The sequence below is a fragment of the Rhizobium sp. ZX09 genome (genome assembly GCF_017357485.1).
Classification (GTDB): domain Bacteria; phylum Pseudomonadota; class Alphaproteobacteria; order Rhizobiales; family Rhizobiaceae; genus Agrobacterium; species Agrobacterium pusense.
Window position 1 is genome coordinate 639,403 of sequence record NZ_CP031363.1, and the last position, 13,251, is coordinate 652,653.

A 13,251-nucleotide genomic window follows, 5' to 3' on the forward strand; every position below is an offset into this window, starting at 1 on the left:
AACCTCTCCGTAAGCGGAAGGGAAGCGTTCGCCATGCGAACGCTTCATCGGCGATCAGAAGCCCGAAAGCACGATCTTGCCCTTGGCCTTGTTGCTCTCGATCAGTGCATGCGCCTTGATAAGATTTGCGGCATTGATGGTGCCGAAAACCTCGGTCAGCGTCGTCTTGATCTTGCCGGCATCGACAAGCTCGGCCACGTGGTTGAGCAGCTTGTGCTGCTCGATCATGTCAGGCGTCTGGAAAACGGCGCGGGCGAACATCATTTCCCAATGGATGGATATGCATTTGCGCTTGAACGCCATGATGTCGAAACCGCCAGCCGGATCGTCGATCAGGGCGAAACGGCCCTGCGGTGCGATGGTCGCCACGCTGTCGGCCGCGTGGATGTCGCTATGGGTGGTGGAGAAGACGAAGCCCGGCGCACCGAGGCCAAGCGCCTCCACCTGCGGCGCGATGGGCTTGCTGTGATCCACGACGTGATGCGCGCCGAGTTCCTTTACCCATTCGATCGTTTCCGGCCGCGAGGCAGTCGCGATCACGGTCAGGTCGGTCAGCGCCCGCAGAAGCTGAACGGCGATGGAACCGACGCCGCCCGCGCCGCCGATGACGAGAACGGCGCTGGCTGCACCCGGAACCGGCTCATTCACCCGCAACCGGTCGAATAGGGTCTCATACGCGGTGATTGCGGTCAGCGGCAGCGCGGCGGCTTCCTCGAAATTCAGGGACTTCGGCTTGGCACCGACGATGCGCTCGTCGACCAGATGGAATTCGCTGTTGGAGCCGGGACGGTTGATGACGCCGGCGTAAAACACCTCATCACCCGGTTTGAACAGCGAAACCTTGTCGCCAACGGCCTTCACCACACCCGCTGCATCGAAGCCGAGCACACGGGCCTCGCCGTTTTCCGGCGACTGGTTCCGACGTACCTTGGTATCGACGGGATTTACCGAAACGGCTTTCACCTCCACCAGAATGTCGTGTCCCTTCGCTTCCGGCTGGGGCAGATCGATGTCGATGAGGGCATCCTTGGCGGTGATGGGCTGGCTCGTCCTGTAACCGATGGCGCGCATGAAAAGTCTCCTTTGCTTGTTTGCGTGCCTCTTACTTGATACATATGAACAACGATCGCAAGAATGCACATTTTGTGATGATACATACAAAAAGGATACTGTGATGTCGCGACCACGCGCCAAGCTCACCGGCAACTTTCCCGGCTGCCCGGTGGAATCGGCCCTGAGTTTTCTCGATGGCAAATGGAAAGGCGTGATCCTCTATCACCTCATCAATGAGGGGACACTGCGCTTCAACGAACTGCGCCGCCATATTCCAAGTGTCACCCAGCGCATGCTGACCAAGCAGCTGCGGGAACTGGAGGAGGCGGGTTTGATTTCGCGGACCGTTTTCCCCGTCGTGCCGCCGCGCGTGGATTATGCGTTGACACCGCTTGGCGAGACGATGCGACCGGTGATTTCGGCACTGAAAAGCTGGGGCGATGCGCACGTCGTCTGCAAAAACGGCGCGAAATACACGCAGCTTCCGCAGGTGGCGGAGAAGGCGGCCTGAAAGAAATCACGGGTAAGAGCACGTGCCGTGGACATCATTTTTCATGGTGCGATGCAACACGGATTTGCCCCGATTGATGCATAATGCTGCCATCTCGATTCGCAGCAGGGACATCAAAGCACATGAGCATGGGTTGGATGGAGGCCGGATTTCTCGGTCTTTTGCAAGGACTTACGGAGTTTCTCCCAATTTCGTCGAGCGCGCATCTGAGGATCGCCGGGGAGTTCCTGCCCTCCGGCGCCGACCCCGGCGCTGCCTTCACCGCCATTACCCAGATCGGCACGGAAATGGCCGTGCTAGTCTATTTCTGGTCCGACATCATGCGGATCGCCGCCGCCTGGCTCCGGCAAAACCTTCGTCTCGGCCCCTATGACAAGGCCGATGCACGTCTCGGCTGGCTGATCATCGTCGGCTCCGTGCCCATCGTGCTGCTCGGCCTTCTCTTCAAGGACGCCATCGAGCATTCGCTCCGAAACCTCTACATTACTGCCGTGATGCTGATCGTGTTCGGTATCGTTCTTGGCGTCGCCGACAGGATCGGGAAAAAGCGCTACAAGCTCAACCAACTGATCTGGCGTGATGGTATCCTCTTCGGTTTCGCGCAGGCCATGGCGCTTATTCCCGGCGTTTCGCGTTCCGGCGGCACCATCAGCGCCGGCCTTCTTCTGGGTTATACCCGCGAGGCGGCGGCCCGTTATTCCTTCCTGCTCGCCGTACCCGCCGTCTTCGGCTCCGGTTTCTACCAGCTGTTCAAAAGCATTGGCGAAGACAATCCGGTGGGCTGGGGTCCGACAGGCCTCGCGACCCTGATCGCCTTCATCGTCGGTTACGCCGTTATCGTCGTTTTCCTGAAGCTGGTTTCGACCAAAAGCTACATGCCCTTCGTCTGGTACCGCGTGGTCATCGGCGTCATTCTTTTGGGGCTGCTGGGAACGGGCGTGATTAACGCGGGTGGGTGAGGGGCTTTCCAGGAACCATGCTTTTGGCAGAGTTGCATCATCCGCACGCCGTCACCCCGGACTAGATCCGGGGTCCAGCGCGATCGAGTCATTGATCGCAAAAGACTCTTCTCACGGCGCAGACGCGTCGTGGCTGGATGCCGGATCAAGTCCGGCATGACGGAGGAGAGATTATGACGTGCCGCGAAATGTAGAAGGCCCGCTCTTTCGAACGGGCCTTTCGTCTTTCAGAGCAACGTGCCGCTCAAGATCACCAGCGCCACCGAGAAATAGATGACGAGCCCGCTGACATCCACCAGCGTGGCGACGAAGGGGGCCGAAGCGCTGGCGGGATCAAGCCGCAGACGTTGCAGCACGAAGGGCAGCATGGAGCCGGCGAGCGAACCGAAAGTGACGATACCGACGAGGGCCGCAAAAACCGTGGCACCAACGAGCAGCCAGTGCTCACCGTAGTCGTAGAAGCCAGCCTGCTGCCAGACCGTGAGCCGCAGGAAGCCGATGGCGCCCAGAATGCAGCCGAGCGTCAGGCCCGTCGGGATTTCCCGAAGCAGCACCCGCCACCAGTCGGAAAGCTTCAGTTCGCCCAGCGCCAGCGCCCGGATGATGAGCGAGGTGGCCTGCGAACCGGAGTTGCCGCCCGAAGACATGATGAGCGGTATGAACAGCGTCAGCACCACGGCCTTTTCCAGCTCGCCTTCGAAATGCTGCATGGCGCTGGCCGTCAGCATTTCTCCGAGGAACAGTGCTGCCAGCCAGCCGGCGCGCTTGCGGATCATGTCCGGAAAGCCGATCGTCATGTAGGGCTTACCCAGCGCCTCCATACCACCGAACTTGTGGGCGTCTTCCGTGGTATCGGCGATCATGGTGTCGATCACGTCGTCAACGGTGACGATGCCGAGAATATGCGAGCGGTCATCCACGACGGGCAGCGCCAGAAGGTCGTGCTTGCGGATCAGCCGGGCGACATCCTCCTGCGACATCAGGGGGCTCGCACAGACAATGCCTTCCTTCGATGCGACCGAAAGAATGGAGGCGCCCGCTTCGCCGGTCAAAAGGCGGCGCAGCGTCACGACGGTGGTTAGCGTCCCGTCCTCGGCCAGCACATAGATGGCATAGACCGTTTCACGCGACCGCTCGACGACGCGGATGTGCGAAAGGGTCTGTTCCACCGTCCAATTGTCCGGCACGCTAACGAATTCCGTGGTCATGATCGAGCCGGCCGTGCGCGGCGGGTAACCCATCAGGTGCTTGATGGAGAGCGCCGTGGTGCGGTCCAGCCGGGCAAACAGCTTGGCGCGCGGCTCTTCGGCCATTTCCGCCATGACGTCGGCCACGCGGTCGTCCGACATCAGGTTGACGAGGCGCGCGGCCTGTTCAACCGGAATATCGGCTATGATCGCGGCGGCACCATGCAGTTCCGGCCGGTCGAGAATGGCGACGGCCTTTGCCTGCGGCATGGTGAGAAGGGCGGCTGCGGCGGCGCCGACATCCAGCGTGTTGAGGTGCTCGACGCGTTCGGCAATGGTGGTGGAGCCGGCATTTCCGCTACGAAGAAGGCGTGCGGCCTTGCTGGCCCTCTGGGAGAGGTTGTGGAAGTTCATGATTGCTCACCTTTCCGTCGATTCGCCGATCACGGCGAACGCGGTGGTGAGCCGACAGCGGTCGGATCAGTTCACGTTCGCCGGTCTCGGCAAAGGCAATCGACTGCTACTGTCGCTAGACATCTAATGATGCTCCGTTGAAATCCGCGCCGTGCCCAAGGCATGCGCGTAAGGCCGTGTTGCGCCTGAAACCGGAAAGAGTCAAGCGCCCGATTGTGAATTTTCCGTAAGCTTCGAAAGGGCCGGGTCAAGCCGCCTTTTGACGCCGCTCTACGGTGACGGAAACAAGAAAAACGCCAAGCCCGAGAAGGGAAAGAACGGCGCCCACATAACCCGTCGAGGCGTAACCGAAGCCCATGGCTATGACGAGGCCGCCGAGCCAGGCGCCAAGCGCATTGGCGATGTTGAAGGCGGAATGGTTCGAGGCGGCAGCCAGCGTCTGCGCATCCTGCGCCACATCCATCAGCCGCGTCTGTACGGCCGGGCAGGCGGCAAAACCGCAGCCGATCAGGAAGACGCAAAGGCAGAGCATGAAGGGATCCTGCGCCGTCATGCCGAAAACAGCCATGACAAGCACATTGAAGGCCAGCATGCCACCAATCGTGCCGTTGAGCGAGATATCGGCGAGCCTTGAGCCGACGACATTACCGACATTCATGCCGATGCCGAACAGCGCCAGCACCATGGAGACCGTGGAAACCGGCATCATCGCCACGTCAGTCGTGGTCTTCGCGATATAGCTGAAGACCGAGAACATGCCGCCAAAGCCGACGGCGGCAATGGCGAGCGTCAGCCATACCTGTACGCGGCGGAAGGCGCCGAGTTCGCGCCATACGCTGGCGCCTTCTTCCACCCTGTCACGCGGCTGGAACAGCCAAAGCAGGGCCACCGTCAGAAGTGCGATGCCGCCGACAAGCATGAAAGCCGCGCGCCAGGACAGCAGCTGGCCGAAGAAGGTGGCGAGCGGAGTGCCGAGCAGGGTGGCGATGGTGAGGCCGAGCATGACGCGGCCAACAGCGCGGGCGCGCTTGTGGATTGGCGCCATCGAGGCCGCCACGAGCGCCGCAACGCCAAAATAGGCCCCATGTGGCAGGCCGGTGATGAAGCGCAGAATGGTGAAGCTCACAAAATCCGGCGCGACGGCGCTCAGGATGTTTCCAGCCGCAAAAAGTCCCATCAGACTGAGAAGCAATGTGCGGCGCGTGATACGCGCGGCGAGAACCGCGATGATCGGCGCGCCAATGACGACGCCCAGCGCATAGGCGGTGATGACATAACCCGCTTCCGGCACCGTGACGCCATAGGTCGAGGCGACGTCGGGCAAAAGGCCCATGATGGCGAATTCGCCGGTACCGATGCCAAAACCGCCGGCAGCCAGCGCCAGCTCTATAAGCGCAATGGCAAGTGGGGAGAGGACCACGGCAGGCGCAGCCGTGTAAACGGTTTCATTCTCCCCGCCAGGGCGGGCTTCGGAAATGTTCGAGTGGCTCATCGTGACCTGAAAGCGGGAAGGGCCCACAGAAAAAAGGGCAAGACCGTATGGGAGCGGTCTGCCCTGACTGGAGATGCGCGGTCATGAAAATGACCTTAAGTGACCTCTAACATGAAATGATGCGTTGCGGTAGAGCGATTCTCGGCAAAAGACGATCTTCACGCGATGGTGTTCGGAACTCTATATAAGGCCAGGCATTTACGCGCGGCTGCGAATGTTACGGGACCGGGTTGGAAACATGAAGCTCATTGCAATTTTCAATCGTGACGGCGGCACATTTCGCACCACCGACATGGAAGCCTATTGTGATCATGCCCGCGAGGTCTTCACCCGCGCCGGACACGTGATCGATTGCCGTCTTGTCTCCGGAAAGGACGTCGTCGAGGAAATGGCACGCGCCGCCGAGGAGCCGGGCATTGAAGGCATCATTGCCGGCGGCGGAGATGGCACCATTTCGGCGGCTGCCGGCATTGCCTGGAAACAGGGCATCGCGCTCGGCATCGTGCCGGCCGGCACCATGAACCTCTTCGCCCGCTCGCTGAAGCTGCCGCTCGACATTCGTCAGGCGCTGGAGACGCTGGCGAATGGCGAGATTGCCAGTGTCGACATCGCCAGCGCCAATGGCCGCCTCTTTGTCCACCAGTTTTCCGCGGGCCTGCATTCGCGCATGGTGCGCTATCGAAACAATCTCGCCTTTGCCTCCCGTCTCGGCAAGATCAAGGCGAGCATCCGCGCCGCCATCAGCGTCATCCTCAACCCGCCTGTCTTCGAGGTGGAATACACCGTTGATGGCCGGACGCAGCATCGAAAGGTATCCGCCATTTCCGTCTCCAACAATGAATTCGGCCAGAATTCGCTGCTGGTGGCGGATAACGTCTCCGGCGGCCATCTGGGTTTTTATCTCACCGATCCGTTACGGCCGTCCGGTGTCGCCAGACTCGCCCTGGATATTCTGCGCGGCAAGTTCAAGCAGAATGCCGCCGTGACAGCCATGACCGTGACGAATGTGGAGCTGCATTTTCCCAAGAAACGCCATGATGTCCGCTGCGTCATCGATGGCGAGTTGCTGCCGATGGAACGCGACGTGGCACTGGAAGTGCACGCCGGCGAGTTGAAGGTGCTGGTGGGGCGGGCGTTCTTCGCTTAGCGCAAACCGACTGTGAATTAGGCCATCGCCGCCTGTTCTTCTGCCGGCGGGGAGAAAAACAGGCGGCGATGCCGTATCCTCCCTAGCCCCTGAAAACCTCCAGTCTTGCCAAATCGAAGCCGCCCGGCCATGGTCGGCGGGTGCGATGGCGTGCGCGCTGTCGCTTCTATGGGAGTGCGATCTGTCATGAATGAAATCTCCAACCCCCTCTCCAACCTTGCTGCCATCGATGCCGCCCATCATCTCCATCCCTTTTCAGACATGGGCAAGCTCAACGCCGCCGGCACCCGCATCATCGAGCGCGCGGAAGGGGTGTTCATCTACGACAGCACCGGCAGGAAATATCTCGACGCCTTCGCCGGCCTCTGGTGTGTGAATATCGGTTACGGACGCCGCGAGATCGCCGATGTGGTACGGCGTCAGATGAACGAGCTCCCCTACTACAACGCGTTTTTCGGCACCACCACGCCGCCCGCGACGCTGCTGGCGCAGAAGATCGCTTCGCACGCCGGGCCTGGCATGAACCACGTGTTCTTCACCAATTCCGGCTCGGAAGCCACCGATACCTGGTTCCGCATGGCGCGGGTCTACTGGAAGGCCCTCGGCCATCCCGCGAAGACGAAAGTTATCGCCCGCCGCAACGGCTACCACGGCTCGACGGTGGCCGGGGCCTCGCTGGGTGGCATGACGTGGATGCACGAGCAGGGCAGCCTGCCCATCGATGGCGTCGCCCATATTGGCCAGCCCTATTGGTATGCCGAGGGTGGCGATCTTTCTCCGGCCGAATTCGGCCTGAAGGTGGCTCGCGAACTCAATGAGAAAATCGACGAATTGGGCGAGGAAAACGTTGCTGCTTTCGTGGCCGAACCGATTCAGGGAGCCGGTGGCGTCATTGTACCGCCGGAGACCTACTGGCCGGAAATCGCCCGTATCTGCAAAGCGCGCAATATTCTGCTCGTCTCCGATGAGGTGATCTGCGGTTTCGGTCGCCTGGGCTCCTGGTTCGGCTACCAGTATTTCGGCGTGGAGCCGGACTTTGCCCCCATCGCCAAGGGCCTGTCCTCGGGTTATCTGCCGATCGGCGGCGTGGTCGTGTCGGATCGGGTGGCAGAAGTGATGTTGTCCGAGGTCGGTGATTTCAACCACGGCTTCACCTATTCCGGACATCCCGTCTGCGCCGCCGCCGCGCTGGAAAACCTTCGCATCATCGAAGCGGAGGGTCTGGTGGAGCGGGTGCGCGACGATATCGGCCCTTATTTTTCCCAGGGCTGGAAAAGCCTTGAGGACCACGAACTGGTGGGCGAAGCCGTCAATGTAGGCTTGATGGGTGGACTGCAGATCACGGCGGACAAGGCGACCCGTAGACGCTTCGGCAAGCCGGACGATGTTGGTATAACGGTGCGCAATCATTGCCTTGCAAACGGCCTCGTCATGCGCGCAACGGGCGACCGAATGCTGGCTTCGCCGGCGCTCACCATCAGCCGTTCGGAAGTGGATGAGATCATAGAGACGGTGCGCAAGGGGCTCGACCACCTGCGTGATACGCGCGAGCATTTCTAGGGAAAGTGGACACCGGTTTTCCGTTAAAGAATGCGAAAAGAGATGCCAAGGGAGGACTGAAATGGCAGGACAGGAACACCATTACGCCGTAAAGGTGACGTGGACGGGTAATCGTGGCAAGGGCACGTCGGGCTATCGCGACTACGAACGCGACTACACGATTTCCACCGAGGGAAAGGCTGATATAGCCGGCTCGTCCGATCCGGCCTTCCGTGGCGATCCCGCCCGCTGGAACCCTGAAGACCTGCTGGTCGCTTCGCTCTCGGCCTGCCACAAGCTCTGGTACCTGCATTTCTGCTCGGTCAACGGCATCATCGTCGAAGACTATGTCGACAACGCCGAAGGCACGCTCGTCATGGAAAAGGATGGAGCCGGGCAGTTCAGCGAAGTGGTGCTGAAACCGGTCATCACCATCTCCAAGGGCGATTCCGCCCGGGCGGATGCGCTGCACCATGACGCGCACGACAAGTGCTTCATCGCGCGGTCGGTGAATTTTCCGGTGCGGGTGGAGGTGACCGTGAAGGTGGTTTGAGGCTCATGCCAGTTGCAGACCGAGATGATCGGCCATCGGCTGAAAGTCTCGGTCGTTTTGCAGCAGCTTATGGCCATGCTCAATACAGTAGGTGCCGATGATGAGGTCGTTGCTTTTTCTAATCGTATAGCCGTGATTGCGTAGAAAGCGATAATTTGCGGCAGCCTTGATGGCGAGTTGGGGAGACATCATCGCGACGCAGGGAAATTCTCCCAGCATTTGTTCAAGATGCCGCGCATGATGACCGTCCCGTGCGCCTCTAAGCACCTCAAGAAGAATGATATCGCCGATCAGAACTTCGCCCTGCGCCATTAAGGCGCGAAACTTGGCGGAGAGAGCTGGCGTGTCTTTTCGAATGAATGAAATCCAGGCAGAGCTATCTGCTACGATCATTTTCCCTTCTTCACATCCCAATCCGTTTCAGCGTCCCAATCCGTCCGCATCTCGTCCAGATTGCCCTCCCAATCCGTGCCCTCCAATGCATCGAGGGCACGCATCTGGCGGTGAATTCGCACCAGATCGCGCAACGCCTTCTCCACCGTCGCCTTTTTTGTCGAAAGGCCGGTAATTTCCATCGCTTCGGCGATCAAGGCGTCATCAAGATCAATATTCGTACGCATGGATAATCCTTGGTGTATCGATTTTCAAAATCATACACCAAGGCATGCCTCTGCGATATCTCTTTTTACTGGAACGCCGTCTCGTAGAAGCTTCTGAGCTTGCGCGAGTGCAGCGTTTCCGTCGGCATGGCGGCAAGCTTCTGCACGGCGCGGATGCCGATCTGCAGATGCTGGGCGACCTGGGTGCGGTAAAATTCCGTCGCCATGCCTGGCAGCTTCAATTCGCCATGCAGTGGCTTGTCGGAAACGCACAGCAGAGTGCCGTAGGGCACACGGAAGCGGAAGCCGTTGGCCGCTATGGTAGCGGATTCCATGTCAAGCGCGATGGCGCGGGACTGCGACAGGCGCTTGACGGGACCGGCCTGATCACGGAGCTCCCAGTTGCGGTTGTCGATGGTGGCGACGGTGCCGGTGCGCATGATGCGCTTCAGTTCGAAGCCCTCGTAACCCGTGACTTCGGCGACTGCACCTTCCAGCGCCAGCTGCACTTCGGCAAGCGCCGGGATGGGTACCCAGACCGGCAGGTCGTCGTCAAGCACGTGGTCCTCGCGCACATAGGCGTGGGCCAGAACATAGTCGCCCAGCCGCTGGCTGTTGCGCAGGCCGGCGCAATGACCAACCATCAGCCAGGCATGCGGGCGCAGCACGGCGATGTGGTCGGTGATCGTCTTGGCGTTGGAGGGGCCGACGCCGATATTGACGAGCGTAATGCCGGCATGACCTTTTTTCTTCAGGTGATAGGCCGGCATCTGCGGCAGTCGGGCCAGCACCGCGTCCGTCTCGGGCTTGTCGGAACCCGCATGGGTGATGATGTTGCCCGGCTCCACAAAGGCCGTGTAACCCTCGCCGCCATTCTTCATCATCTGCCTCGCCCAGGCAGCGAATTCGTCGATATAGAACTGGTAGTTGGTGAACAGCACGAAGTTCTGGAAATGGCTGGCGCTCGTCGCCGTATAATGGCTGAGGCGCGCCAGCGAATAATCGATGCGCTGCGCCGTAAAGGGCGCAAGCGGCGCCGGCTCGCCCGGCACCTGATCATATTCGCCATTGGCTATGAGATCGTCGGTATTGTTGAGATCGGGCGTATCGAAGAGATCACGCAGCGGCACGTCTGACAGCGACGAAGCCGCCGCTGCCTCGACATACGCGCCTTCACCGAAAGCGAAATGCAGCGGAATGGGCGTAGCCGATTCCGACACCGTGACCGGAACGCCGTGGTTCTTCATAAGAAGCCCCAGCTGTTCCTTGAGATAGTGGCGGAAAAGCTCAGGCCGTGTGATCGTTGTCGTATAGACGCCGGGCGCGGTTACGTGGCCATAGGAAAGGCGGGAATCGACATGGCCGAAAGTGGCGGTCTCGAGGCTGACCTGCGGGTAGCAGGCGCGGTAACGCCCGGCAATCGGCGCGCCCTTGGCAAGGTCTGTGAAGGACTTGATCAGGAACGCCGTGTTGCGTTCGTAAAGCGCGCTCAAAGCCGCAACAGCTTCTTTCGGGTCCGTGAATGTCTGCGGCGCGAAAGGCTCTGGACTGATGAAGGTAAGGGGCGGAATCGTTGGTTTTGCTATTGTCATGGCCCATTATAAGAGGCCAATTTCGACAGGCAAGCGACAGAAATACGAAGAAACTGAAAAGAAACGCGAAAATGCAGCCGGACAATGCTGGCGCGGCAGAAACTCAGCCGAGTGCGCCGCGCTGCAGGCTCATCAGCAGCACGAAGCCGGCGCCTTTGGAGGCGGGGCGGGGATCGGCCTTGTAAACCGCAAGTCCGGCCACCGGGCCGAGAAAGATCGAGGCCATCAGCATCAGCCGCAGTGCGGAGAACAGGCCGTTGGAAAAACTGGTGGTCATTGGCCGGTCCTCACAATACGACGGGGCAATTGGCGGCGGGCGCCGAGCCGTGCTGGCATGCGATTGCCGCACCGGCATTCACGCGCTGAAAACTGCGGTTCGGATTAACGACGAGCGAGGCGAAGGACATGGCGAAGATCGCCATGAGAAACGCGAAGATTGCCAGTCGGCTGATCAGCTTTGTCATGTCCATTCCCCTTTATCGGAGTTGATGGACAGAGTTTTGCCATAGTCGGACTGAACGGACCCTGAGGCCCCGGTTCATATGGTGTTCAGGGATGTTAACGGGCGGTGACATGGCGGATTGATGCCGCAGTGGTGCGCATGCCCAGCTTCAGGACAGAGGGATGTCCGCGCCTGGCGCAAGATCGGTTAGCAGTTTCTCCAATTCTTCACCTTGGGTCACGTCGACAATCGGCACCCGGTGCTCCTGCGCGGATGCCAGCATCTCGGTGTTCTCACGTAGCGAGCGTTCGATGAAGGCGTCCATGATCCGCTGCCTCTTCGCCGTTGCATCTTGGTAGCGTGCTTCAGAGCGCATTCTTTCGAGAAGAAAATCATTGTCGGCATGAAGAAATACGCCCGCCACCGTGCTGTCGAGGAGAGGCGATATGAACTCCGGTCGCAGGGCGGCGCCCTCGAAGATCGTCGTAGTCCCTGTGCCGGATCTTCTGTCAATCATCGCGCGGATCAGCGGCCAAATGTTCTGGTGATGGACCTTGAGAAACCAGTGGATCGTATCCGCCGACAGCTGTGTGTAATATTCCTCAACCGGCACCGGAATACCCGGCCATGGCCTCCCCGGATGGCGGGCGAGACTGTCGGTCGATATCGCCTCGCAGCGCAGCCTTTCGCTGAGCAGGCCGGCCAGCGTGCTTTTGCCGACATGCGAGGTGCCCGCGATCAGAATTGTCGAAAGGGTGGGGCGCATATCGTTGCTCTCATTGGCATCGGATGCAGCGATAATAAACGGATATATGGTTTCCATGCGACGTCTGTTCGCAGCCTGCGCGCGATTCCTGGCAGCCACCGCGCTCTGCGTCGCGAGACGGCAGGCTGAGGGACAAAAGCCCGCCTGCCGTTCCCTGTATTACAGCCGTGTCCAGGTCTGCGATTTGCACAGAACCTTCAGCACGCAACCCTTCATGCTTAGCGAATTCCCCGAAACGGTGCCGGAGCCGCTATAGGTCTTGTCATTGGCGGGATCGGTGATCTCACCCGAGTAGTTGTTTCCCTTTCCCGAAAGCTTGCCGATCTGTTTTCCGGCATGCTTGCCGGTCTTCAGCGTCACGCAGAAAGCACCGCCGCAGGGGCCGATCACGGCGGTTTCGCCGCTGGCCGTCTTCCAGTTGCCTTCGATCGCCTCGGCGGCAAAGGCAATATTGCCGCTCATCAACAGGGCAGCTGCAATCGTCATCATAAGCTTCATGAAATTCCTCCCGAAATTCGCGCAGGCTTTTCCCAGGCCGGAGCGGCCAAGGATGCGATGCGCAGATCAAACTCCCTTCAGCATGCCTCCACCATCTCTGGCCGGCGGCCGCCGTGCGGTGCAACGATTGCTCCTCCCACCGCGCTCTTCCGTGCCCGTTTTATCCTCGTGACGGGCAGGGCGGATAGTATTTGACGTTCACGTAAAAGGAAACATAAATTTGCGGTGCCGGTGCAGCGTCGGCGTGCGCGGGGAGGGCGAAGGAGAGCAGTTTCAAAAATCGCGGTTCTTATCGTGGTGAAGGAAGGGTTTAAATCCAATTGTAAAGCTTTCGTAAAATTCGCGGGAAAGTCCTTAATTTCCGCAGGCAATGATATTTAACAAAAAACCAATTTTACCAATCGTTTGGAATTTGTTTGCGGCACATTAATCATGCCTTTTAAGCGAGCGTTGAAAGCCTCGTGGCATAGTGAACTCATCAAAAGCGCAGGGAAAACCT

Annotated in this window: 15 protein-coding genes; 5 read left to right on the plus strand and 10 right to left on the minus strand. The window is 59.7% G+C overall.

Going from position 1 to position 13,251, the window contains the following annotated elements; all coding sequences use genetic code 11:
- Window positions 1–54: 54 nt before the first annotated feature.
- Window positions 55–1,071, minus strand: coding sequence for a zinc-binding alcohol dehydrogenase family protein (locus tag BTN45_RS03110; protein ID WP_022555882.1), 1,017 nt, complete (start codon window positions 1,069–1,071; stop codon window positions 55–57).
- Between the two features lie 103 nt (window positions 1,072–1,174).
- Between BTN45_RS03110 and BTN45_RS03115 the strand changes: the two genes are divergently transcribed.
- Window positions 1,175–1,564 (plus strand): helix-turn-helix domain-containing protein, encoded by a 390-nt coding sequence (locus BTN45_RS03115; protein ID WP_004440851.1) that lies wholly within the window; start codon window positions 1,175–1,177, stop codon window positions 1,562–1,564.
- 122 nt (window positions 1,565–1,686) lie between these two features.
- The gene (locus BTN45_RS03120) at window positions 1,687–2,523 is read left to right on the plus strand and encodes an undecaprenyl-diphosphate phosphatase (protein ID WP_022555883.1); all 837 of its coding nucleotides are present in this window, start codon (window positions 1,687–1,689) and stop codon (window positions 2,521–2,523) included.
- Between the two features lie 227 nt (window positions 2,524–2,750).
- Here the strand turns inward: BTN45_RS03120 and mgtE are convergent, their stop codons facing one another.
- Both mgtE and BTN45_RS03130 read right to left on the minus strand, forming a co-directional pair.
- Window positions 2,751–4,124 carry a magnesium transporter gene (gene mgtE, locus BTN45_RS03125; protein ID WP_207588892.1) on the minus strand — a complete coding sequence of 458 codons (1,374 nt, stop codon included), beginning with the start codon at window positions 4,122–4,124 and terminating at the stop codon, window positions 2,751–2,753.
- A 247-nt stretch (window positions 4,125–4,371) separates the two neighbouring features.
- Window positions 4,372–5,616, minus strand: coding sequence for an MFS transporter (locus BTN45_RS03130; protein WP_037091495.1), 1,245 nt, complete (start codon window positions 5,614–5,616; stop codon window positions 4,372–4,374).
- A 238-nt stretch (window positions 5,617–5,854) separates the two neighbouring features.
- Between BTN45_RS03130 and BTN45_RS03135 the strand changes: the two genes are divergently transcribed.
- From BTN45_RS03135 to BTN45_RS03145, 3 genes are all read left to right on the plus strand, one after another.
- A complete protein-coding gene (locus tag BTN45_RS03135) occupies window positions 5,855–6,763 on the plus strand; it encodes a diacylglycerol kinase family protein (RefSeq protein ID WP_207588893.1) in 909 nt (302 codons plus the stop codon).
- Between the two features lie 186 nt (window positions 6,764–6,949).
- A complete protein-coding gene (locus BTN45_RS03140; protein WP_207588894.1) occupies window positions 6,950–8,323 on the plus strand; it encodes an aspartate aminotransferase family protein in 1,374 nt (457 codons plus the stop codon).
- Window positions 8,324–8,384: 61 nt separating this feature from the next.
- Complete coding sequence (locus BTN45_RS03145) at window positions 8,385–8,855, plus strand: OsmC family protein (RefSeq protein ID WP_207588901.1); 471 nt, start codon at window positions 8,385–8,387, stop codon at window positions 8,853–8,855.
- A 3-nt stretch (window positions 8,856–8,858) separates the two neighbouring features.
- On the opposite strand, the gene BTN45_RS03150 is transcribed toward BTN45_RS03145, so the two are convergent.
- The 7 genes from BTN45_RS03150 to BTN45_RS03180 form a co-directional block, all read right to left on the minus strand.
- On the minus strand, window positions 8,859–9,248 hold the full coding sequence (locus BTN45_RS03150) for a PIN domain nuclease (RefSeq protein ID WP_072494219.1): 390 nt from the start codon (window positions 9,246–9,248) through the stop codon (window positions 8,859–8,861).
- Window positions 9,245–9,475, minus strand: a complete 231-nt coding sequence (locus tag BTN45_RS03155; RefSeq protein ID WP_006699381.1) for a type II toxin-antitoxin system VapB family antitoxin — start codon at window positions 9,473–9,475, stop codon at window positions 9,245–9,247. Before BTN45_RS03155 ends, BTN45_RS03150 begins: the two co-directional genes overlap by 4 nt.
- A 65-nt stretch (window positions 9,476–9,540) precedes the next feature.
- Window positions 9,541–11,046 (minus strand): AMP nucleosidase, encoded by a 1,506-nt coding sequence (gene amn / locus BTN45_RS03160; RefSeq protein WP_207588903.1) that lies wholly within the window; start codon window positions 11,044–11,046, stop codon window positions 9,541–9,543.
- A gap of 103 nt (window positions 11,047–11,149) precedes the next feature.
- Window positions 11,150–11,323: a hypothetical protein gene (locus BTN45_RS03165; RefSeq protein ID WP_004440867.1), complete on the minus strand. Its 174-nt coding sequence runs from the start codon at window positions 11,321–11,323 to the stop codon at window positions 11,150–11,152.
- Window positions 11,324–11,333: 10 nt separating this feature from the next.
- The gene (locus BTN45_RS03170; protein ID WP_034495855.1) at window positions 11,334–11,516 is read right to left on the minus strand and encodes a hypothetical protein; all 183 of its coding nucleotides are present in this window, start codon (window positions 11,514–11,516) and stop codon (window positions 11,334–11,336) included.
- 141 nt (window positions 11,517–11,657) lie between these two features.
- Window positions 11,658–12,254, minus strand: coding sequence for an AAA family ATPase (locus BTN45_RS03175; protein ID WP_048902795.1), 597 nt, complete (start codon window positions 12,252–12,254; stop codon window positions 11,658–11,660).
- A 159-nt stretch (window positions 12,255–12,413) separates the two neighbouring features.
- A complete protein-coding gene (locus BTN45_RS03180) occupies window positions 12,414–12,752 on the minus strand; it encodes a DUF2147 domain-containing protein (protein WP_207588905.1) in 339 nt (112 codons plus the stop codon).
- Window positions 12,753–13,251 lie beyond the last annotated feature (499 nt).

Coding starts and splice junctions, on each gene's coding strand:
- BTN45_RS03130 (WP_037091495.1), bottom strand. CDS start 5,616: ATGAGCCACTCGAACATTTCCGAAGCCCGCCCTGGCGGGGAGAATGAA.
- BTN45_RS03120 (WP_022555883.1), top strand. CDS start 1,687: ATGAGCATGGGTTGGATGGAGGCCGGATTTCTCGGTCTTTTGCAAGGA.
- mgtE (WP_207588892.1), bottom strand. CDS start 4,124: ATGAACTTCCACAACCTCTCCCAGAGGGCCAGCAAGGCCGCACGCCTT.
- BTN45_RS03155 (WP_006699381.1), bottom strand. CDS start 9,475: ATGCGTACGAATATTGATCTTGATGACGCCTTGATCGCCGAAGCGATG.
- BTN45_RS03175 (WP_048902795.1), bottom strand. CDS start 12,254: ATGCGCCCCACCCTTTCGACAATTCTGATCGCGGGCACCTCGCATGTC.
- BTN45_RS03150 (WP_072494219.1), bottom strand. CDS start 9,248: ATGATCGTAGCAGATAGCTCTGCCTGGATTTCATTCATTCGAAAAGAC.
- BTN45_RS03165 (WP_004440867.1), bottom strand. CDS start 11,323: ATGACCACCAGTTTTTCCAACGGCCTGTTCTCCGCACTGCGGCTGATG.
- BTN45_RS03170 (WP_034495855.1), bottom strand. CDS start 11,516: ATGGACATGACAAAGCTGATCAGCCGACTGGCAATCTTCGCGTTTCTC.
- BTN45_RS03110 (WP_022555882.1), bottom strand. CDS start 1,071: ATGCGCGCCATCGGTTACAGGACGAGCCAGCCCATCACCGCCAAGGAT.
- BTN45_RS03145 (WP_207588901.1), top strand. CDS start 8,385: ATGGCAGGACAGGAACACCATTACGCCGTAAAGGTGACGTGGACGGGT.
- BTN45_RS03140 (WP_207588894.1), top strand. CDS start 6,950: ATGAATGAAATCTCCAACCCCCTCTCCAACCTTGCTGCCATCGATGCC.
- BTN45_RS03135 (WP_207588893.1), top strand. CDS start 5,855: ATGAAGCTCATTGCAATTTTCAATCGTGACGGCGGCACATTTCGCACC.
- BTN45_RS03115 (WP_004440851.1), top strand. CDS start 1,175: ATGTCGCGACCACGCGCCAAGCTCACCGGCAACTTTCCCGGCTGCCCG.
- BTN45_RS03180 (WP_207588905.1), bottom strand. CDS start 12,752: ATGAAGCTTATGATGACGATTGCAGCTGCCCTGTTGATGAGCGGCAAT.
- amn (WP_207588903.1), bottom strand. CDS start 11,046: ATGACAATAGCAAAACCAACGATTCCGCCCCTTACCTTCATCAGTCCA.